Here is a 19,438-nt window from a genome sequence, read left to right as displayed (position 1 = left end):
GGCTGCGGGGTTCGCTCCGCGGCGCTGATCACCTGTGCTTTGGCCCTGTTTGGAATTGCGATGGCGAATATCGCCCTGTTGACCGAATTGATCGAACCCGAAGCCAAGGCGCTCGGCCTCAGCCTCGTGCGCGTGCGCATGCAGGGCGGCAAGTCCGATCCGACGCTGCAGGTGATGGCCGAGCGGCCCGACACCCGCCAGCTCGTGATCGAGGATTGCGCCGAGCTGTCGCGCCGCATCTCGGACAAGTTCGATGCGCTCGAAGCCGAAGGTAAGGACCCGGTCGGCGAGGACGCCTATCGTCTCGAAGTGTCGAGCCCCGGTATCGACCGCCCGCTGACCCGGCTCCAGGACTTTGCCGATTGGGAAGGCCAGGAGGCGCGCATCCGCCTCGTCGAGCCGTTCGAGGATCGCAAGCAGATCTCGGGCAATCTGATGGGCGTCGAGGGCACCAAGATCACCGTCGACGTGAACAAGCACAAGATCATGACGATCGACTTCAGCCAAGTCGCCGACGCCAAGCTCGTCATGACCGACCGACTCATCGCCGCGACCGCGCCGCTTTCGACCGAAGGCGCGGACGAGGTTTTCTATCAAGATACGTCCGATGAGCCTGATGCTCGCGGCGTCGAGACCGAAGAAGGACAGCATTGATGGCCACGGCAGTCACCGCAAACCGCGCGGAACTGATCGCGATCGCGAATTCGGTCGCGTCGGAGAAGATGATCGACAAGGCGATCGTGATCGAGGCGATGGAGGACGCGATCCAGCGCGCCGCCCGTTCGCGCTACGGCGCCGAGAACGACATCCGCGCCAAGCTCGATCCGAACACCGGCGATCTGCGCTTGTGGCGTGTCGTCGAAGTGGTCGAGGCGGTCGACGACTATTTTAAGCAGGTCGACGTCAAGGGCGCGCAGAAGCTCCAGAAGGACGCGGCACTTGGTGACTTCATCGTCGACCCGCTGCCCCCGATCGAGTTCGGCCGCATCGCCGCCCAGGCCGCCAAGCAGGTCATCTTCCAGAAGGTCCGCGACGCCGAGCGCGAGCGCCAGTTCGAAGAGTATAAGGACCGCGCAGGCGAGATTATCACCGGCGTCGTCAAGCGCGTCGAGTTCGGCCATGTCGTCGTCGACCTGGGCCGCGCCGAGGGCGTTATCCGCCGCGACGCGCAGATCCCGCGCGAAGTCGTGCGCGTCAACGACCGCATCCGCTCGCTGATCCTGAACGTCCGCCGCGAGAACCGCGGGCCGCAGATCTTCCTCAGCCGCGCGCACCCCGACTTCATGAAGAAGCTGTTCGCGCAGGAAGTCCCCGAAATCTACGACGGCATCATCGAGATCAAGGCCGCGGCCCGCGATCCCGGTTCGCGCGCGAAGATCGGCGTGATCAGCCATGATTCGTCGATCGATCCGGTCGGCGCGTGCGTCGGCATGAAGGGGTCGCGAGTTCAGGCCGTCGTGCAGGAAATGCAGGGCGAGAAGATCGACATCATCCCCTGGTCGCCCGACATCGCGACCTTCGTCGTCAACGCACTGCAGCCGGCTTCGGTCAGCCGCGTCGTGATCGACGAAGAGGAAGAGCGCATCGAGGTCGTCGTTCCCGATGACCAGCTTTCGCTGGCGATCGGCCGTCGTGGCCAGAACGTCCGCCTCGCGTCGCAGTTGACCGGCAAGGCGATCGACATCCTTACCGAGGCCGATGCCTCCGAGAAGCGCCAGAAGGACTTTGTCGAGCGCTCGGCAATGTTCGAGAAGGAGCTCGACGTCGACGAGACGCTCGCACAGCTGCTGGTCGCCGAAGGGTTCACCAGCCTCGAGGAGGTCGCCTATGTCGAGGTCGAGGAGATCGCCGGCATCGAGGGCTTCGACGAGGACCTGGCGGGCGAGTTGCAGAACCGCGCGACCGAGGCGCTCGAGCGTCGCGACGCGGCCAGCCGCGAAGAGCGTACCGCGCTCGGCGTGGAGGACGCGCTGATCGACATGCCGTATCTGAACGAGGCGATGCTCGTCACGCTCGGCAAGGCGGGCATCAAGACGCTCGACGATCTCGCGGATCTTGCGACCGACGAGCTCGTCGAGAAGAAGCGCGCCGAACCGCGCCGCCGCAACGACGACGCGCCCAAGCGTCCCGAGCCCAAGGGCGGCATCCTCGCCGAATATGGTCTCAGCGACGAACAGGGCAACGAGATCATCATGGCCGCGCGCGCGCACTGGTTCGAGGACGAGGCCCCTGAGGCTGACGCCGTCGAGGCGGACGAGGCGCCGGTGGAAGAGGCTTCGGCCGAGGACACTGCAGCTGAGGACACTGCGGCTGAGGACACTGCGGCGGATGACGTCGTGGCGGATGACGCTGCGGACACGACCGACGCGAAGAGCGAGGACGACAAGGCCTGATGCCGTTTGTCAGCATCCGCATTTCGGGGTCCGCGACCAAGGACCAGAAGGCCGGCATCGTCGCCGACGTCACCCAGTCGCTCGTCGAGCGGCTGGGAAAGAACCCGGCTGCGGTGCAGATCGTGATCGAAGAGGTGTCGACCGAGAATTACGGCGCGGGCGGCCAGCTGCTGGTCGATCGCGACGCCCCGAAGACGACTCCGGCGCAGGAGGACGCACATGCGGAACCCTCCCGATGAGACGCTAGGCGCTACCGACGACCTTCCTTCCTCCCCTCCCGCAAGCGGGAGAGGACCGAAGGGTGGGCGCCCGGCCTCGGCTAAGAACAAGGGTGCAGGTGGGCGCGAGCCTAACCCATCCCGCGTGCGCGAGGGGGATGAAGACGCCCCCATTCGCAAGTGCATCCTATCGGGCGAGCGCGATGTTCGGCCACATCTCGTGCGACTCGCGCTTGCGCCCGACGGGCAGATCCATCCCGACGTGCGTGCCAAGGCGCCTGGTCGTGGTGCGTGGATCGGCGTCACCCGCGTCGAGCTCGAGGCTGCGATCAAGAAGGGCAAGCTGAAAGGCGCGCTCGCGCGTGCGTTCAAGACCGGCGAGTTCGCAATTCCCCCCGAACTGCCCGCGCAGATCGAAGCCGCGCTCGAGCGCAACGCACTCGACCGGCTTGGGCTCGAATCGCGCTCGGGCACCGTGCTGATTGGCTCGGACCGGATCGAACAGAATGCGCGCCAGGGCAAGCTGAAGGCGCTGTATCATGCGTCCGATGCGGCCGAGGACGGCAACCGCAAGCTCGACCAGGCGTGGCGCATCGGCAACGATGTCGAAGGCTCGGGCCTGCGGGGGTTGGCACTGCCTGCGTCACGTACCATATTGGCATTGGCGCTGGGGCGGGAGAATGTGGTACACATTGGCCTGACTGACCGCGCTGCAGCAAAGCGGGTGAGCGAAGCGCTCGACCGTTGGCTGCATTTTATCGGCCCCGAACCTTCTCCCGTGTCTTGCGAAACGGCCTCGCAGGGCGCATCGGCGTCTCAACAAAACGGGACGTCACCCATAACAGGGGCGTCCGGATCGACCGGACACAGCCCGGCCGTGGACATGACTGAGGAATTTGAGTGAGCGACACGGACAACGAGAAGCCGAAACTTGGCATGCGCGCACCTTTGGGTGTGAAGCGCACGGTCGAGACCGGCCAGGTGAAGCAGAGCTTCAGCCACGGCCGATCGAATACGGTGATCGTGGAAACCAAGCGTGCGCGCGTCCTGCGCCGTCCGGGCGAGCCCGACGGTCCGGTCGCCGATGCGCCGGTTGCCGCGCCCGCGCCGGTTGCGGCCCCCGCACCGGCTCCGCAGGCGCGTGCGCCACAGCCCGCCCCCGCACCGGTACGCCAGCAGGCACCGAGCAACCTGTCGCCGCAGGAGCGGCAGGCCAAACTTCTCCGCGAGGCGGAAGAGCAGCGGATGAACACGCTCGAAGAGGGGCGTCGTCGCCAGGAAGCCGAGCGCGCCAAGGCCGCCGAGGACGAGCGCAACCGCATCGCCGAACGCGCGCGTGCCGAGGCGGAAGCCAAGGCTGCACCTGCGCCGAAGCCCGTCGAGGCGCCCGCACCTGCACCGGCACCCGTCGTCGAAGCAGCGCCGGTCGTAGCGCCGACGCCCGCTGCCGCGCCGGTTGAAGCCCCCGTTGCGGCGGCCCCTGCCCCCGCTGCGGCCCCGGCACCCGCGCCGACTCCGACGCCAGCTCCGGTAGCGGCGCCAGCACCGGCCCCCAAGCCGGCGCCCGCGCCCGTCGCACCGCCGGCCCCGCCGCCGATTCTCGAATTGTCGCGCGATCCGTCGATGCCGGCACCCCGCCGGTTCTCGCCAGTCGCCCGTCCCGAGCGTCCTCCGCCGCCGCCGAAGCCCGTTCCGGCACCTGCGCCTGCAGCGCCGGCGGCGACCGCCAATGCCGGCACGACCGCAGCGCGCCCTGGTGCAACCGGTGCCAACGCGCCGGCTGGTGGCGTCCGTCGCGACGCACCCCCGGCACGGCCGCAGCAGCGTGACCGCAAGGGCGATGATCGTCGCACCTCAGGCAAGCTGACCGTCAACCGTGCCCTCGGTGATGGCGATGGCGCCCGCGCCCGTTCGCTCGCCGCGCTCAAGCGTGCGCGTGAGAAGGAGCGTCGTGGCACCGGTGGTCCACGTGAGCCGCAGGCCAAGCAGGTCCGCGACGTGGTCGTCCCCGAGGCGATCACCGTGCAGGAACTCGCCATCCGTATGGCCGAGAAGGGTGCAGACCTCGTCAAGGCGCTGTTCAAGATGGGCATGCCCGTCACGATGACGCAAACGATCGACCAGGATACGGCCGAACTGCTCGTCACCGAATTCGGTCACAACCTGACGCGCGTCAGCGATGTCGACCAGGATCTGGCGAACGACACGATCGACGATGCCGAGGAGACTCTGCGTCCGCGTGCCCCGGTCGTCACGATCATGGGTCACGTCGATCACGGCAAGACGTCGCTGCTCGATGCCCTGCGCGGCACCGATGTGGTGCGCGGCGAAGCGGGTGGCATCACCCAGCATATCGGCGCGTATCAGGTCACGCTGAAGGACAAGTCGAAGATCACCTTCCTCGACACGCCGGGCCATGAGGCGTTCACGCAGATGCGTGCGCGTGGTGCGGACGTCACCGACATCGTCATCCTGGTGGTGGCGGCGGACGACGGCCTGATGCCGCAGACGGTGGAGGCGATCGCCCACACCAAGGCGGCGGGCGTGCCGATGATCGTCGCGATCAACAAGATCGACAAGGAAGGCGCCAATGCCCAGAAGGTGCGCGAGCGCCTGCTGAGCGAGGAGATCGTGGTCGAGGACATGGGCGGCGACGTCCAGGACGTCGAAGTCTCCGCGACCAAGAAGATCGGTCTCGACACGTTGATCGAGAAGATCCAGCTCCAGGCCGAACTGCTCGAACTGCGCGCCAATCCGGATCGCGCGGCCGAGGGTACGGTGATCGAGGCCAAGCTCGACAAGGGTCGTGGTCCGGTTGCGACGATCCTCGTCAATCGTGGTACGCTCAAGGTGGGCGACATCTTCGTGGTCGGCGGCGAGAGCGGCAAGGTTCGTGCGCTGGTCGACGACAAGGGCAAGCAGATCAAGGAAGCGGGTCCGGCGATGCCGGTCGAGGTCCTCGGTCTGTCGGGCGTGCCGTCGGCGGGCGATCCGTTCCAGGTGGTCGAGAACGAGGCACGGGCCCGCGAAGTCGCGGAATATCGTCGCAGCGTGAAGACCGACAAGCGGACCGCATCGGTTCCGGCCAGCCTCGAGAGCATGTTCTCGGCGCTGAAGGAAAAGCAGGCAATCGAATATCCGCTGGTCGTGAAGGCGGATACGCAGGGCACGGTCGAGGCAATCGTCGGGGCGATCAACAAGATCTCCACCGATCTGATCAAGGCGCGCGTGCTGAGCTCGGGCGTCGGTGGCATCACCGAATCGGACGTCACGTTGGCGGCGGCATCGGGTGCACCGATCATCGGCTTCAACGTTCGTCCGAACGCCAAGGCCCGCGAGATCGCCGAGCGCCAGAAGGTCGCGTTCAAATATTATGACGTGATCTACGACCTGATTGACGAGATCCGGGCGGGGATGGCCGGCGAGCTTGGGCCGGAAGCGTTCGAGACGGTTGTCGGTCGTGCCGATATCCGCGAGGTCTTCTCGGCGGGCAAGCATGGCAAGGCGGCAGGTCTGCTCGTTACCGAGGGCAATATCCGCAAGGCGCTCAAGGCACGTATCACGCGCAACGACGTCATCATCTATCAGGGCGAAATCGCATCGCTGCGTCGCTTCAAGGATGATGTCGCCGAAGTGCGTGCCGGGCTGGAGTGTGGCGTGACGTTCACGTCGAACTTCGTCGACATCAAGGCCGGCGACGTCCTCGAGACGTTCGAAGTCGAGATGCGCGACCGCACGCTGTAATACTGAAACCCTCTCCCCCTCGGGGAGAGGGTTGGGTGAGGGGCAGTACCGGGCGGTAACGCCTGCGGCCGCCCCTCATCCCCACCCTCTCCCCGGAGGGGCGAGGGAGTTAGAAGAATGAAGACCGATACCCCAGAGATCAAAACCGTCCGCGCGCTGCGCGTGGGCGAGCAGGCGCGTCACGCGCTCAGCGACATCCTCGCGCGCGGCGACGTGCATGATCCGGTGCTCGAAAAGCACCTCGTCACGATCACCGAGGTGCGCATGTCCCCCGACCTGCGTCACGCCACCGTCTTCGTGAAACCGCTGCTCGGCAAGGACGAGGAAAAGGTGCTGAAGGCGCTGCGGACGAACACCGCCTATCTCCAGCGCGAAGTCGCGACCCGCGTGCAGACGCGCTATGCCGCCAAGCTGAAATTCGTCGCCGACGAGAGCTTCGACGAGGGCACGCACATCGACACACTGCTGCGCGATCCGCATATCGCGCGTGACCTGTCCGAGGATTGACGCCGCCGCGCGACGCGTCTTTGGGTTGAGCCGATGGCCAAGCTGTATTTCTATTATGCGTCGATGAACGCGGGCAAGTCGACCAACCTGCTCCAGGCGGACTTTAACTACCGCGAGCGCGGGATGCGGACGATGCTGTTCACCGCCGCGATCGATGACCGCTTTGCGGCGGGCACGATCACGTCGCGGATCGGGCTGGAGGCACCGGCGATCGCGTTCGACGCGGAGACCGATATCGGAGCCTGCATCGCCCGGCAGCACGCCGAGGATGCTATCTCCTGCGTGCTGGTGGACGAGGCACAGTTCCTGACTGCGCCTCAGGTCGACCAGCTCGCGCAGATCTGCGACGTGGTCGGCATCCCGGTGCTCGCCTACGGCTTGCGGACCGATTTCCAGGGCGCGCTGTTCCCCGGCTCGGCGCGGCTGCTGGCGCTGGCCGACTCGCTGGTCGAGATCAAGTCGGTGTGCATGTGCGGGCGCAAGGCGACGATGAACCTGCGCGTCGACGCGAACGGCCGCGCGATCGCCGAGGGGCAGCAGACCGAGATCGGCGGCAACGACCGCTATGTCGCGCTATGCCGACGGCATTTCACCGAGGCTCTGGGCTGAACCCTGGCCTTCCCATTATCCCTACCCGTTCGTGCTGAGCAAAGTCGAAGCACTTCTGCCTCATGTCCTTCGACTTCGCTCAGGACGAACGGGAGGGCCGGACGAGCCCCCGATATTCAAGGATCCTACGACATGCATGGCTGGATCATTCTCGACAAGCCGCTGGGCTTGGGCTCGACGCAGGGCGTGTCCGCGGTGAAGCGCGCGTTGCGCAACGGCGGCTATGGCAAGTTCAAGGTCGGCCACGGCGGCACGCTCGATCCGCTCGCGACCGGCGTGCTGCCGATTGCGGTCGGCGAGGCGACCAAGCTTGCCGGGCGGATGCTCGACAGCGACAAGATCTATGATTTCACCATCATGTTCGGGGTCCAGACCGACACGCTCGACGCCGAGGGCGTGAGCATCGCCACCTCCGACGTGCGCCCGACGATGGCAGCGGTCGAGGCGGTGCTGGCGCAGTTCACCGGCCCGATCGCGCAGGTGCCCCCCGCCTATTCCGCACTCAAGATTGATGGCGAGCGCGCCTACGACCTCGCCCGCGCCGGGCAGGACGTGGTGCTCGCCAGCCGGAACGTGACGATCCACACGCTCACCACCCACCCCACCCGTCTTTTGGATGACGAGGTCGGGGAGGAACTGGAGGCAGTCACCCTCACCGCGCACGTCTCCAAAGGCACCTATATCCGCTCCCTCGCACACGACATCGCGCTGGCGCTCGGAACCGTCGGCCACGTCACCATGCTGCGGCGCGTCAAGGCCGGTCCGTTCGACCTCTTATCGGCGATATCGCTGGACAAACTGGACGAACTCGCTAAGGCCTCCGCGCTTGAAGATGTACTACTGCCCTTGAGGGTGGCGCTGGACGACATCCCGGCTCTCTCCCTCACCCCCGACCAGGCAGGGGCGCTCCGACAGGGGCGTATCTTGGCCGGGATCGCCGCAGACGATGGCCAATACTTCGCCGAGCTGGACGCTGTCCCGGTCGCGCTGGTCGAGGTCGAGGACGGAGACGTCCGGGTCGTTCGCGGTTTCAATCTGTGATGTCGAAGGACTGAGAATTCATGACGATTACCGCTGAACGCAAGACCGAGCTGGTCAAGATCCACGCACGCCAGGACGGCGACACGGGTTCGCCCGAAGTCCAGGTCGCGATCCTGACCGAGCGGATCAAGAACCTGACCGAGCACTTCAAGGGCCACAAGAAGGACAACCACTCGCGTCGTGGTCTCCTGATGATGGTCAACAAGCGCCGGTCGCTGCTGGACTATCTCCGTCACAAGGACGGCCAGCGCTATCTGGATCTGATCGCGAAGCTCGGTCTCCGCAAGTAAAACGAACGGCTCCCTTCGGGGGGCCGTTTTTGTATATACGACTTTGATTCCGCGCCATCGCGCGCGGAGGCAAACGCCAGGACGCAATTCGGTGGACTGGCAAGGAGCGACAACTCGCTCCACACCGCCGCGAGCCGGCTTAGCTCGCACATAGGCCCCGGTCGGCATCTGGCCGCCGGAGTGAAGGAAACGAAATGTTCGATACCAAAACCGTAAGCGCCCAGTGGGGCGGCAAGACGCTGACGCTCGAGACCGGCCGCGTGGCCCGTCAGGCAAACGGCGCCGTGCTCGCCACCCTCGGCGAGACCGTCGTTCTGTGCGCCGTCACGGCTGCACGGACCGTCAAGGAAGGGCAGGATTTCTTCCCGCTCACCGTCCATTACCAGGAGAAGTTCTCCGCAAGCGGCCGCATTCCCGGTGGCTTCTTCAAGCGTGAGCGCGGCGCGACCGAAAAGGAGACGCTGACCAGCCGTCTTATCGATCGCCCGATCCGTCCCCTCTTCCCAGAGGGTTTCTACAACGAGATCAACGTGATCTGCCAGGTTCTGTCGTATGACGGCGAGAACGAGCCGGACATCCTCGCGATGGTCGCGGCATCGGCGGCGCTGACGATCTCGGGCGTGCCGTTCATGGGTCCGATCGGCGCAGCACGCGTCGGCTATGTCGATGGCGCCTACATCCTCAACCCGACGCTCGACGAAGCCAAGGCGGGTGACCTCGACCTCGTCGTCGCCGCCACCGGCCAGGCCGTGATGATGGTCGAGTCGGAAGCCAAGGAGCTTTCGGAAGAGATCATGCTCGGCGCGGTCCAGTTCGCGCATAAGGCATGCCGCGAAGCCGCCAACCTGATCATCGATCTGGCCGAGCAGGCTGCCAAGGATCCTTGGGAAATGGCCGAGCAGGCCGACCTGTCGACCGCCAAGGACAAGCTGAAGAAGCTGATCGGCAAGGACATTGCGGCTGCTTACAAGGTGACCGACAAGTCCAAGCGCTCGGACCTGCTGAACGCCGCACGCGCCAAGGGCAAGACCGCCTTTGCCGATGCGACCCCGCAGGACCAGATGGCGGCCGGCAAGCTGATGAAGAAGCTGGAGGCGGAGATCGTCCGCGGCGCCATCCTCAAGGACGGCACCCGCATCGACGGCCGCACCACCACGCAGATCCGTCCGATCGAGGCGATGGTGCACTTCCTGCCGCGGACGCACGGCTCGGCGCTGTTCACGCGCGGCGAGACGCAGTCGATCTGCACCACCACGCTCGGCACGCGCGACGCAGAGCAGATGATCGACGGCCTCAATGGGCTTTCGTACGAAAACTTCATGCTCCACTACAACTTCCCGCCCTACTCGGTCGGTGAAGTCGGTCGCTTCGGTGCGCCGGGTCGTCGCGAAGTCGGCCACGGCAAGCTCGCCTGGCGCGCGCTGCACCCGGTGCTGCCGTCGAAGGAAGAGTTCCCGTACACGATCCGCGTTCTGTCGGACATCACGGAGAGCAACGGCTCATCGTCGATGGCGACGGTCTGCGGCGGTTCGCTGTCGATGATGGATGCGGGCGTTCCGCTGAAGCGTCCGGTCTCGGGCATCGCGATGGGCCTGATCCTCGAGGGCAAGAACTTCGCGGTTCTGTCGGACATCCTGGGCGACGAGGATCACCTCGGCGACATGGACTTCAAGGTCGCCGGCACGTCCGAGGGCATCACCACGATGCAGATGGACATCAAGATCGCCGGCATCACCGAGGAGATCATGGGCAAGGCGCTTGCACAGGCCAAGGAAGGCCGCGCGCACATCCTGGGCGAAATGGCCAAGGCGCTCGACCACACGCGTGAGGAGCTGTCGGCACACGCACCGCGTATCGAGACCTTCACGATCGAGAAGTCGAAGATCCGTGAAGTCATCGGCACCGGCGGCAAGGTGATCCGCGAGATCGTCGCGCAGACCGGCGCCAAGGTCGACATCGACGACGAGGGCGTGATCAAGGTGTCGTCGTCCGACCCCGCGCAGATCGAAGCCGCGATCAAGTGGATCAAGGGCCTCGTCGAGGAAGCCGAAGTCGGCAAGGTCTATGACGGCAAGGTCGTCAACCTCGTGGACTTCGGTGCGTTCGTGAACTTCATGGGTGGCAAGGACGGTCTCGTCCACGTGTCCGAAATCAAGAACGAGCGCGTCGAGAAGGTCTCGGATGCGCTGAGCGAAGGCCAGGAAGTCAAGGTCAAGGTCCTCGAGATCGATCCGCGCGGCAAGGTTCGCCTGTCGATGCGCGTCGTCGATCAGACGACCGGCGAAGAGCTGGAGGACACGCGTCCTGCCCGTGAGCCGCGCGAAGGCGGTGACCGTGGTCCGCGCGGTCCGCGTCGCGATGGCGATGGTGGTCGTGACGCCGGTAACGGCGGTGGCGGCCGTGGCCCGCGCGGCGAAGGCGGCGGCGGTGATCGTGGTCCCCGTGGCCCGCGTCGTGACGGCGATGGCGGTCGTGATGGCGGCAACGGCGGTGGCCGTGGCCCGCGTCGCGACGGCGGTGGCCAGGGCGGCGAGCGCGCTCCCCGCGCCGAGCGTTCGGACGGCGACAAGGCCCCCGAGTTCGCTCCGGCGTTCCTGACGGGCGATCGCGACTAAGCGATCTTGCCGACTGGCAACTAGCGAAAGGGGATCCGGGCAACCGGGTCCCCTTTTTCGTGGCGATCACGATTGCGGAAGCCGGCGGCGCGATGCCGCGGGATCCGCGCTCGGCAATTTGTACGAGAATGACGGCCGGACACGCTGCTATCGGCTTGCAGCGTCCAGCGTGCATGCGCATTCTCGGCCAAGGCAGCAAAGATGCGGGGGCATCATGGCAACCTTGGCGACCAGCGTGTCGGCGATCACCGCCGAGCGGCGTTTCTATCTCATGCTGGCTGCGATCATCGCGGTCACCGTCTTCGCGGGGTTCGGGCTGGACCTGCAGCGGACGGACTGGAACATCGTCGGGCTTCCCGCCCAGGTCCATCTGCACGCTGCCGTCTTCTTCGGCTGGATCATCCTCTACGTCGCGCAGAACTGGCTGGTCGACCGGGGGTCAATCGCGATGCACCGGCGACTGGGCGTCGCGACCGCATGCCTGATCCCGGTCATGGTCGTGGTGGGCGTCGCGACGACGGTCATGGCCGTGCGGCTAAACCGCGTCCCGCCCTTCTTCACGCCGGGCCTTTTCCTCGCGCTCGACCTTCAGATCATCGGCTTTGCCATCCTGGCGGGCTGGGCGATCCAGTTGAGACACCGGTCCGACTGGCACAAGCGCCTGATGCTGTGCGCGACGATCCTGATCATGTCGCCGGCGCTGGGGCGCATTCTGCCGATGCCGCTCATGGGCCCGTCCGGCACATGGGCGATATTCGTCGCCACCATGGTCTATCTGGGGGCTGCGATGCTGTTCGATGCGCAACTGCGCGGGCGGGTGCACCTGGCCTATTGGTGGGGCGCGGGAATGCTGACCCTCGTACAGCTGCTGATCGACATCGTCGGGTTCAGCCCGCGGCTCGACAAGCTGGTCGCGCAACTTGCCGCCTGACGGCGGGCGCGCGCTTGAGTATGATTTGAGTGGGGAGCTTCTGTTGCTCGGTGCCCCCCGTACCGCCGGTTTCCACTTCTGTTGCCCGGTGTGGCCCGAACCGCGCTTTCGTCCGTATAACTTAGGTCGTTAGACCGTCAGTTATGCGGCAATTGCGAGTGCTTCGTTATCGTTGGCACTTGTGTATGGGCCGTTGCGGTGGTCCCATTCCGAGCGAAACATAGCGTCGTTGAACACACGTCGATCCTAGTTCGACCCCGTCATCGTCCCCCTCTTGCGAAGAGGGCGGTGGTGGAGTCGCCGGGTACTGCCCCCGGGTCCGCTGTGTCTATGACACGCCACGGTTTATCGCCATAGTCACCAGGAGAGAATTCCCCCGATGACGCTTGTGATATAGAGCGGCGGTCGGCCGATTAAAAGCCCGTGATTTTGCCCTTTGCGGCCTTTCGCTCGCCACAAACCGCGTGCATAGAAATCTGTATTATGTTGACGCAGCGCTCTCGCTACGCGCTTCGCGCGATGATCTTCCTTGGCGGTGCCCCGGTCGGTGGTCCACCGATCCCGATGACCCGCATCGCGGCCGAGGCCAATGTACCGCGCAAGTTTCTCGAGCTGATCCTTGCGGACCTGCGCGAGTCCGGTTTGCTGCACAGCCATCGCGGCAAGATGGGCGGCTATCGCCTATCGCGCCCCAGCCACCTGATCTCGCTCGGCGAGATCATCCGGATCATCGAGGGCCCCCTCGCGCTGGTGCCTTGCGTAAGCCGGACCGCCTATCGGCCCTGCCTCGACTGCAAGAGCGAGGCAGACTGCGCGATCCGCTTTGCGATGATGCGCGTCCGCGACGAGACTGCACGGATCCTCGACGGCACGAGCCTGGCGGATGCCAACGCCGAGGATCTGGCCGCAGCCTGATCTCCCCCTCCCCGCGCGGGGAGAGGGACCGGTCGATCAGCCGCGTGCCTTGAGCTCGTCGCGGATCTCCCGCAGCAGCGCGATCTCGACCGGCTCGGGCGCTGGCGCGACTGGCGTCGCTTCTTCCTCACGCTTGAGCCGCGCGGTTTCACGCTCGATCAGCGCCGCCGCGCGGTTCACCACGCGCAGGATCATGAAGATGATGAAGGCGACGATCACGAAGTTGACAAGCTGCGTCGCGAACGCGCCATAGCCGAGCAACGGCACCCCCGCCTTCTTCAGCGCGGCATAGTCGCTGAGCGACCCGACATAGTTTGCGGGGACGGGACCCATCCGCCAGAAATAGCTCGAAAAGTCGAGCCCACCGAAAATCTTGCCGATCACCGGCATGAGCACGTCGTCGGTCAGCGAGGTGACGATCTTGCTGAACGCCGCCCCGATGATCACCGCAATAGCCAGATCGAGCACGTTGCCGCGCATGATGAACGCTTTGAATTCCTTGAGCATTTGCGCCCCCTTTTCCAGTCCACTGCACGCTAGCCATCGATTTCGGTTTCGCCAAGCCGGTCCGCTGTCCTATGGGGGTGATACAGACCAGCAGGAGAGCCCCGATGTCGTCCTATGCCCAGATTCTTCGCGGATCCGCCGTCGTTGCGCTCGCGGCGACGCTTGGCGGCTGCGGGATCAACAGCATCCCGACCGCCGAGGAAAATGTGAAGGCGCGCTGGGCCGATGTCCAGAACGACTATCAGCGTCGCGCCGACCTGATCCCCAACCTCGTCGCGACGGTCAAGGCGGCCGGCGCGCAGGAAAAGAGCATTCTGGTCGAGGTGACGCAGGCGCGCGCCGCGGCGAGCACGGTGCAGGTCTCTGGCGACGACCTGACCGACCCTGCGAAGATCGAGCAGTTCTCGCGCGTGCAGGGTGCTGTCGGGCTGTCGCTGCAGCGACTGCAGGAAGCCTATCCCGAGCTAAAGAGCCAGGCCAATTACACCACGCTGATGAGCCAGCTCGAAGGCACCGAGAACCGCATCACGATCGCACGGCGCGACTATAACGGCGCGGTCCAGGCTTATAACACCAAGATCCGCACCTTCCCCGACGCGGTCGGCGCGAAGATCTTCTATGGCGCAAAGCCGATGGTGCCGTTTGCCGCGACCACGCCGGGGGCCGAGACGGCGCCGACGGTGAACTTCGGCAACGCGAGCTGATCGCGGGGCCGGCGGCATGATCCGCGTCCTCGCGGCGCTCCTCTTCGCGGTGCTGCTCGGCAGCGGCACCGCAGGCGCCCAGACCTTCCCGAAATTCACCGGCTTCGTCGTGGATTCGGCAAACGTGATCCCGCCCGAGCAGGAAGCGGCGCTCACCAAACGACTCGACGATCTGCAAAAGGCGACGGGCAACCAGCTGGTCGTCGCGACCGTCGCCGATCTGCAGGGCTATCCGATCGAGGATTATGGCTATCGCCTGCTGCGGAACTGGGGGGTCGGGCTGAAGGACGCCAATAACGGTGCGATCCTGCTCGTCGCGCCGAACGATCGCAAGGTGCGGATCGAGGTCGGCTACGGGCTGGAACCGGTCCTGACCGACGCGTTTTCGAGCGTCGTAATCAACCAGCAGATCCTGCCGCGCTTCAAGGCCGGGGACATGACCGGCGGGATCGTCGCGGGCACGAATGCGGTCGCGGACCAGCTCGCTTTGCCCGACGCCGAGGCCCGCGCGAAGGTCGGCGCAGCGGCGGCCGAATATGACAAGACGCATCGCCGCGCGCCGTCCGGCAACGGTGGCGGCGTGCCGATCGGGCTGATCATCTTCGGGATCGTGGCCGCCGCGATCGTCATTCCGATGATCTCGCGGCGTGCCGGTGGCACCCGCTATTCAAGCGGTGGCGGCGGCAACGGGACACTGCCGATCGTGCTGTGGAGCATCGCCAACGAGATGTCACGGCGCGGCGGCGGCGGTGGCAGCAGCTGGGGCGGCGGTGGCGGCGACAGCGGCGGCGGTGGCTGGATGGGCGGCGGTTTTGGCGGCGGCGGCGGCGGCTCTGCCGGCGGCGGCGGCGCATCGGGGAGTTGGTGACATGCGGTTGAGCGAAGCCGATCACGGCCGCGTCACCGCCGCGGTGACGCAGGCCGAGACCACGACGACGGGCGAGATCGTCACGATCGTCGCGCGCCAGTCGGACGCCTATCACGACGTCTCGCTGCAATGGTCCGTGCTTGCCATGCTGCTGAGCCTTGCGGTGCTCGCGCTGCACCCGGTGGCGGCTGACCAGATCTATGCGCGGCTTGTCGATCCGTGGGGGCAGTCGGCACCACAGGGCGCGTTGTTCGCGATCGCGCTCGTCCTGATGACGCTGGTGTTCCTGGGCATGCGCCTGCTGCTCACTATCCCCGCGTTGCGACTCGCGCTGACGCCGGGCGCGACGAAATCACGGCGGGTGCGCCGGCGTGCGGTGATGCTGTTCCGGGCGGGTGCCGAAAAGCGCACGCGCGGCGCGACAGGCGTGTTGCTGTACCTGTCGCTAGCCGAACACCGCGCGGAGATCGTCGCGGACTCGGGCATCCATTCGCGCGTGCCGAACGAGATCTGGGGTGCGGCGATGGCGGCCGTCCTCACTGCGGTGCGCGACGACCGGCCGGCAGACGGCATGGCCGATGCCGTTGCGCAGATCGGCACGGTACTCGCCGAGCATTTCCCGCGAGCCGGTGCGGCGATCAACGAACTTCCCGACAGGCTGATCGAATTATGAGCACGACCGTATGGGCGGGCAAGTTCCTGACCGTGCAGACTGAAGGCACTTGGGAATATGCGGAACGTCGCGGGCAGATCGCGGCAGCCGTGATCGTTGCGATCGACGCGGGCGACGTCATTCTGGTCGAACAGTTTCGCGTACCGCTGGGCCGCGCCTGCCTAGAACTGCCCGCCGGGCTGGTCGGTGACGAGACCGCAGGCGAGAGCGTCGCGGTCGCCGCCGGGCGCGAGCTCGAGGAGGAAACCGGCTACCGCGCGGCCGCGATCGAGGATCTGGGGCTCTTCTATTCGTCGCCGGGGATGACGTCCGAATGCTTCACGCTGGTCCGTGCGACCGGGCTGACCAGGGTCGGCGATGGCGGCGGCGATGGTGACGAGAACATCACCGTGCACCGGGTACCACTCGCCGACATTCCCGCCTTCGTCGCGGCAAAGCGTGAGGCGGGCGTTGCGATCGACGCGAAGATGCTGCTGATCCTCGCGGGATCGATCCTCTAGCGACGCTCGCGCTGAGCCGTTTTCAACCCCGTCGCCGGAACGGCGTCGGGTAGTCGCTTATTTGAAGTTGTCCGCGTAGCTCTGCAGCTTCAGCGTCTTCTGCGGCGCCGGTACGACCGTGTAGCCGAACCCTTCACGCTCGCAATGCGCGATCGCGGCCTCGGCGGTCGGGAAGAACAGGCGGAGCTGGTCGCGCGTGTCGCCGCTGCCGGCCCAGCCGGTCAGCGGGTCGGGGCGCTTGGGCTCCGAGGGTTCGAATTCGAGCTGCCAGCTGTCGGTCCGGTGCTTGCCGGACTGCATGGCGTTCTTGGGGCGCTGGAAGATACGGGCGGTTGGCATGGGCTCCCCTTATCGCGAAGTTGCGCCCCTTGCATCCGCCTTTTTCGTGCGCAGCGTCGCCGATGCCGCGGCGGGATCGTCGGGCCAGGGATGCTTGGGGTAGCGACCGCGCATTTCCTTGGCGACCGCGACCCAGCTTCCCGCCCAGAAACCGGGCAGATCGCGCGTCGTCTGGATCGGGCGTCCGGCCGGCGACGTGAGGCTCAGCACCAGTGGAACGCGCGCTTCGCCGATGGTCGGATGCACGCCGAGCCCGAACAGCGCCTGGACGCGCAGTTCGACACGGGGCCCTCCCTCGGCGGCATAGTCGATCGCGTGCGTGCTCCCCGCCGGACTCGTGAAATCGGGCGGCGCGAGGCGGTTGATCGTCTGCATTGCATCCCAGCCGAGCAGGTTGCGCAACGCCTCGACGAGTGCCCCCGGGGCGATCGCATCGAGTCGGCGCTTTCCGACGAGCAGCGGCGCAAGCCATTCGTCCAGGCGGTCGAGCAACGCCGCATCGTCGAGCGGCACCCCCGCATAAGCGGCGCGGTCGCGCAACGCCTGCCCGCCGTCGCTCCACGGCAGCAGCGAAAGACCGTGCTCGCAAGCCGCCTCCAGCAGCGCGGCGAGGATCGCGTCGGAATCGGCGCCGCTGTCGGGTCCGCTCGACAGCCGGATCGCGCCGAGCCGGCGTTCGCGGAGCGCCTGGATGCCGCCGGTCGCTGGGTCGAAGCTGACCGTGCGGCGCGATTCGATCCGATCGGCGAACAGCGCCTCGACCGTCGGCTGATCGATCACCGCCGCGGACAGGATCCGCGCGCCCGCCGCGGACCCTTGCGTATCGGCGACCGCAAGCCATTCCGCACGCGCCAGCGGCGACGTCGGATCGAGCCGGAACCCGCGTCCGCCGACCGATGCCCAGGTTTCGCCGGACGGATCACGCCGCCGGGCGACGCGGTCGGGATAGCCAAGCGCGATGCACGTGGCGACGCCCCCGTCTGCCGGCGAGAGAGACCCGCGCGACGGTGCGAGGCGCGCCCACCGCTCGGCCATCCCGCGCGCGGCCTGCGCCTTCACGCCACGTTCGGTCTTCCAGCGGCGCAGGCGGGTTTCGACATCGACGTCCTGACCGCCGATCCCACGCTCGCCGAGCAGCACCGCGACCTGCGCGGCGACGTCCGCGAGTCCCCGCTCCCCGGCGCGCAACAGCATATGGGCAAGGCGCGGCGGCATCGGCAGCTTCGCGATCGCACGGCCATGCGCCGTCGGGCGACCGTCTTCGTCGATCGCCTCGAGCGTCGCCAGCCGGCGCAGCGCCTCGTCGATCGCCGCAGCGGGCGGCGCATCGATCCAGCGCAGGTCGCGGGGGTCGGCGACACCCCACAAGGCACAGGCGAGCACCAGCGCGGACAGATCAGCCTCGAGGATCTCGGGCGGATCGTACCGCGGCAGTCCCGCGGTCGCGGCCTCTTCCCACAACCGGTAGGCGGTGCCTGGACCCAGACGCGCGGCACGCCCGGCGCGCTGCGTGACCGCGGCCTGGCTCGCGCGTTCGGTGACGAGGCGGGTCATGCCCGCCGCACGGTCGTAACGCGGGCGCCGCGCGAGACCCGAATCGACGACGATCCGGATCCCGTCGAGCGTCAGGCTGGTCTCGGCGATGCTGGTCGCCAGCACGACCTTGCGACGGCCATCGGGTTCGGGAAGGATCGCCGCACGCTGCGCTGCCGGATCGAGGCTGCCATGAAGTTCGTGCACGACGATGTCGTCGGGCAGGTTCGCGAGCCGGTCCGCGGTCCGTTCGATCTCCACGACGCCGGGCAGGAAGGCGAGCACGCCGCCCTGCTCCTCGCCGAGTGCCCGGCGGATCGCCGCCGCCATGCCATCCTCGATCCGCGCCTCGGCCGCGCGACCGATATGCCGCAGCGTCAACGGATAGCTGCGCCCCTCGCTCTCGATCACCGGCGCGTCGTCCATCACCGCCGCGAACCGCGCGCCGTCGAGCGTGGCCGACATCGCGACGAGTCGCAGGTCGGGGCGGAAGCCCGCCTGCACGTCGAGTGCGAGCGCGAGCCCGAAATCGCCGTCGAGGCTGCGTTCGTGCACCTCGTCGAACAGCACCGCGGACACCCCCGCCAGTTCCGGGTCGGACTGGATCCGCGCGACGAAGATGCCCTCGGTGACGACCGTGACGCGCGTCGCCGCGGATCGCTTGCTGTCCATCCGCGTCGCATAGCCATAAGTGCGCCCGACGGGCTCGCCCGCCGTCGCCGCCATGCGCTCCGCCGCGGCCCGCGCGGCCAGGCGCCGGGGTGAGAGCAGCAGGATCTCGCCGGTGCACCAGGCTTCCGCGAGCAGCGCAGGCGCGACCGCGGTCGTCTTGCCCGCGCCCGGCGGCGCGACGAGCACGGCGGAGGACCGCGCACGCAGCGCAGCGAGCAGGTCGGGCAGGACGGCAAGGATCGGGAGCGGCGGCGGGGTCATCGCCGCCTGCTGCCACAGATCGGTCGTGGCGCAACCGCTTTTCAGGGGTCCGCGCACCACCGCGACCGTCGTGTCCAGCCCCCACCCCGCCGAACGCGGCTGGCAAGGACGCGCGAAC

General features: G+C 66.8%; 19 protein-coding genes and 1 other RNA gene. 16 read left to right on the top strand and 4 right to left on the bottom strand.

Going from position 1 to position 19,438, the window contains the following annotated elements; genetic code table 11:
- Nucleotides 1–60 precede the first annotated feature (60 nt).
- The 11 genes from rimP to IFS44_RS16920 all read left to right on the top strand — a co-directional run bounded on the left by rimP (nt 61) and on the right by IFS44_RS16920 (nt 12,348).
- Entirely contained in the window at nt 61–654 is a 594-nt protein-coding gene (gene rimP / locus IFS44_RS16970) for a ribosome maturation protein RimP (protein ID WP_159511724.1), read from the top strand.
- Nucleotides 654–2,393 (top strand): transcription termination factor NusA, encoded by a 1,740-nt coding sequence (gene nusA / locus IFS44_RS16965; RefSeq protein WP_192069835.1) that lies wholly within the window; start codon nt 654–656, stop codon nt 2,391–2,393. The genes rimP and nusA overlap by 1 nt, the downstream gene beginning before the upstream one ends.
- Complete coding sequence (locus IFS44_RS16960) at nt 2,393–2,632, top strand: tautomerase family protein (protein ID WP_031392998.1); 240 nt, start codon at nt 2,393–2,395, stop codon at nt 2,630–2,632. The genes nusA and IFS44_RS16960 overlap by 1 nt, the downstream gene beginning before the upstream one ends.
- Nucleotides 2,633–2,756: 124 nt before the next feature.
- On the top strand, nt 2,757–3,515 hold the full coding sequence (locus IFS44_RS16955) for a DUF448 domain-containing protein (protein WP_342354764.1): 759 nt from the start codon (nt 2,757–2,759) through the stop codon (nt 3,513–3,515).
- A complete protein-coding gene (gene infB / locus IFS44_RS16950) occupies nt 3,512–6,355 on the top strand; it encodes a translation initiation factor IF-2 (protein WP_192099324.1) in 2,844 nt (947 codons plus the stop codon). The genes IFS44_RS16955 and infB overlap by 4 nt, the downstream gene beginning before the upstream one ends.
- 117 nt (nt 6,356–6,472) lie before the next feature.
- Complete coding sequence (rbfA, locus tag IFS44_RS16945; RefSeq protein WP_031396110.1) at nt 6,473–6,862, top strand: 30S ribosome-binding factor RbfA; 390 nt, start codon at nt 6,473–6,475, stop codon at nt 6,860–6,862.
- A 33-nt stretch (nt 6,863–6,895) separates the two neighbouring features.
- Nucleotides 6,896–7,471 (top strand): thymidine kinase, encoded by a 576-nt coding sequence (locus tag IFS44_RS16940; protein ID WP_107045963.1) that lies wholly within the window; start codon nt 6,896–6,898, stop codon nt 7,469–7,471.
- A gap of 132 nt (nt 7,472–7,603) precedes the next feature.
- Nucleotides 7,604–8,512: a tRNA pseudouridine(55) synthase TruB gene (truB, locus tag IFS44_RS16935; RefSeq protein WP_192099323.1), complete on the top strand. Its 909-nt coding sequence runs from the start codon at nt 7,604–7,606 to the stop codon at nt 8,510–8,512.
- 20 nt (nt 8,513–8,532) lie between these two features.
- The gene (gene rpsO, locus IFS44_RS16930) at nt 8,533–8,802 is read left to right on the top strand and encodes a 30S ribosomal protein S15 (RefSeq protein ID WP_031394369.1); all 270 of its coding nucleotides are present in this window, start codon (nt 8,533–8,535) and stop codon (nt 8,800–8,802) included.
- 194 nt (nt 8,803–8,996) lie between these two features.
- A complete protein-coding gene (gene pnp, locus IFS44_RS16925) occupies nt 8,997–11,417 on the top strand; it encodes a polyribonucleotide nucleotidyltransferase (protein ID WP_056405276.1) in 2,421 nt (806 codons plus the stop codon).
- Between the two features lie 214 nt (nt 11,418–11,631).
- On the top strand, nt 11,632–12,348 hold the full coding sequence (locus IFS44_RS16920; RefSeq protein WP_192099322.1) for a hypothetical protein: 717 nt from the start codon (nt 11,632–11,634) through the stop codon (nt 12,346–12,348).
- 67 nt (nt 12,349–12,415) lie between these two features.
- On the opposite strand, the gene ssrA is transcribed toward IFS44_RS16920, so the two are convergent.
- Nucleotides 12,416–12,771, bottom strand: a transfer-messenger RNA (tmRNA) gene (gene ssrA / locus IFS44_RS16915).
- Between the two features lie 60 nt (nt 12,772–12,831).
- Between ssrA and IFS44_RS16910 the strand changes: the two genes are divergently transcribed.
- The gene (locus tag IFS44_RS16910; protein WP_031394858.1) at nt 12,832–13,263 is read left to right on the top strand and encodes an RrF2 family transcriptional regulator; all 432 of its coding nucleotides are present in this window, start codon (nt 12,832–12,834) and stop codon (nt 13,261–13,263) included.
- Between the two features lie 36 nt (nt 13,264–13,299).
- Here the strand turns inward: IFS44_RS16910 and mscL are convergent, their stop codons facing one another.
- Entirely contained in the window at nt 13,300–13,770 is a 471-nt protein-coding gene (gene mscL, locus IFS44_RS16905; RefSeq protein WP_056679956.1) for a large conductance mechanosensitive channel protein MscL, read from the bottom strand.
- A gap of 104 nt (nt 13,771–13,874) precedes the next feature.
- Here mscL and IFS44_RS16900 point away from each other — a divergent pair, with 104 nt between their 5' ends.
- From IFS44_RS16900 to IFS44_RS16885, 4 genes are read left to right on the top strand one after another with little or no spacing between them, the layout of a single operon-like run.
- Nucleotides 13,875–14,474, top strand: coding sequence for a LemA family protein (locus IFS44_RS16900; protein ID WP_031394860.1), 600 nt, complete (start codon nt 13,875–13,877; stop codon nt 14,472–14,474).
- 16 nt (nt 14,475–14,490) lie between these two features.
- Nucleotides 14,491–15,342, top strand: a complete 852-nt coding sequence (locus tag IFS44_RS16895) for a TPM domain-containing protein (RefSeq protein WP_192099321.1) — start codon at nt 14,491–14,493, stop codon at nt 15,340–15,342.
- A 1-nt stretch (nt 15,343) separates the two neighbouring features.
- Nucleotides 15,344–16,015 carry a TPM domain-containing protein gene (locus IFS44_RS16890; RefSeq protein WP_192099320.1) on the top strand — a complete coding sequence of 224 codons (672 nt, stop codon included), beginning with the start codon at nt 15,344–15,346 and terminating at the stop codon, nt 16,013–16,015.
- Nucleotides 16,012–16,515, top strand: coding sequence for an NUDIX hydrolase (locus IFS44_RS16885; RefSeq protein WP_197977924.1), 504 nt, complete (start codon nt 16,012–16,014; stop codon nt 16,513–16,515). Before IFS44_RS16890 ends, IFS44_RS16885 begins: the two co-directional genes overlap by 4 nt.
- 57 nt (nt 16,516–16,572) lie before the next feature.
- Here IFS44_RS16885 and IFS44_RS16880 read toward each other — a convergent pair whose 3' ends face one another.
- Nucleotides 16,573–16,854, bottom strand: coding sequence for an ETC complex I subunit (locus tag IFS44_RS16880; RefSeq protein WP_031440756.1), 282 nt, complete (start codon nt 16,852–16,854; stop codon nt 16,573–16,575).
- 9 nt (nt 16,855–16,863) lie between these two features.
- Nucleotides 16,864–19,320, bottom strand: coding sequence for an ATP-dependent helicase HrpB (gene hrpB, locus IFS44_RS16875; protein WP_192099347.1), 2,457 nt, complete (start codon nt 19,318–19,320; stop codon nt 16,864–16,866).
- Nucleotides 19,321–19,438 lie beyond the last annotated feature (118 nt).

It is taken from the genome of Sphingomonas sp. CFBP 13706 (assembly GCF_014842355.1).
GTDB classification, from domain to species: Bacteria; Pseudomonadota; Alphaproteobacteria; order Sphingomonadales; family Sphingomonadaceae; genus Sphingomonas; species Sphingomonas aerolata.
Note: the sequence above shows the minus strand (reverse complement) of the source record. Positions and strands in the feature narration are given on the sequence as shown.

Excerpts from the sequence above, each read along its gene's own strand:
- rimP (WP_159511724.1), top strand. The coding sequence starts at position 61 with ATGGCGAATATCGCCCTGTTGACCGAATTGATCGAACCCGAAGCCAAG.
- nusA (WP_192069835.1), top strand. The coding sequence starts at position 654 with ATGGCCACGGCAGTCACCGCAAACCGCGCGGAACTGATCGCGATCGCG.
- IFS44_RS16960 (WP_031392998.1), top strand. The coding sequence starts at position 2,393 with ATGCCGTTTGTCAGCATCCGCATTTCGGGGTCCGCGACCAAGGACCAG.
- rbfA (WP_031396110.1), top strand. The coding sequence starts at position 6,473 with ATGAAGACCGATACCCCAGAGATCAAAACCGTCCGCGCGCTGCGCGTG.
- IFS44_RS16940 (WP_107045963.1), top strand. The coding sequence starts at position 6,896 with ATGGCCAAGCTGTATTTCTATTATGCGTCGATGAACGCGGGCAAGTCG.
- truB (WP_192099323.1), top strand. The coding sequence starts at position 7,604 with ATGCATGGCTGGATCATTCTCGACAAGCCGCTGGGCTTGGGCTCGACG.
- rpsO (WP_031394369.1), top strand. The coding sequence starts at position 8,533 with ATGACGATTACCGCTGAACGCAAGACCGAGCTGGTCAAGATCCACGCA.
- pnp (WP_056405276.1), top strand. The coding sequence starts at position 8,997 with ATGTTCGATACCAAAACCGTAAGCGCCCAGTGGGGCGGCAAGACGCTG.
- IFS44_RS16920 (WP_192099322.1), top strand. The coding sequence starts at position 11,632 with ATGGCAACCTTGGCGACCAGCGTGTCGGCGATCACCGCCGAGCGGCGT.
- IFS44_RS16910 (WP_031394858.1), top strand. The coding sequence starts at position 12,832 with ATGTTGACGCAGCGCTCTCGCTACGCGCTTCGCGCGATGATCTTCCTT.
- mscL (WP_056679956.1), bottom strand. The coding sequence starts at position 13,770 with ATGCTCAAGGAATTCAAAGCGTTCATCATGCGCGGCAACGTGCTCGAT.
- IFS44_RS16900 (WP_031394860.1), top strand. The coding sequence starts at position 13,875 with ATGTCGTCCTATGCCCAGATTCTTCGCGGATCCGCCGTCGTTGCGCTC.
- IFS44_RS16895 (WP_192099321.1), top strand. The coding sequence starts at position 14,491 with ATGATCCGCGTCCTCGCGGCGCTCCTCTTCGCGGTGCTGCTCGGCAGC.
- IFS44_RS16890 (WP_192099320.1), top strand. The coding sequence starts at position 15,344 with ATGCGGTTGAGCGAAGCCGATCACGGCCGCGTCACCGCCGCGGTGACG.
- IFS44_RS16885 (WP_197977924.1), top strand. The coding sequence starts at position 16,012 with ATGAGCACGACCGTATGGGCGGGCAAGTTCCTGACCGTGCAGACTGAA.
- IFS44_RS16880 (WP_031440756.1), bottom strand. The coding sequence starts at position 16,854 with ATGCCAACCGCCCGTATCTTCCAGCGCCCCAAGAACGCCATGCAGTCC.
- hrpB (WP_192099347.1), bottom strand. The coding sequence starts at position 19,320 with ATGACCCCGCCGCCGCTCCCGATCCTTGCCGTCCTGCCCGACCTGCTC.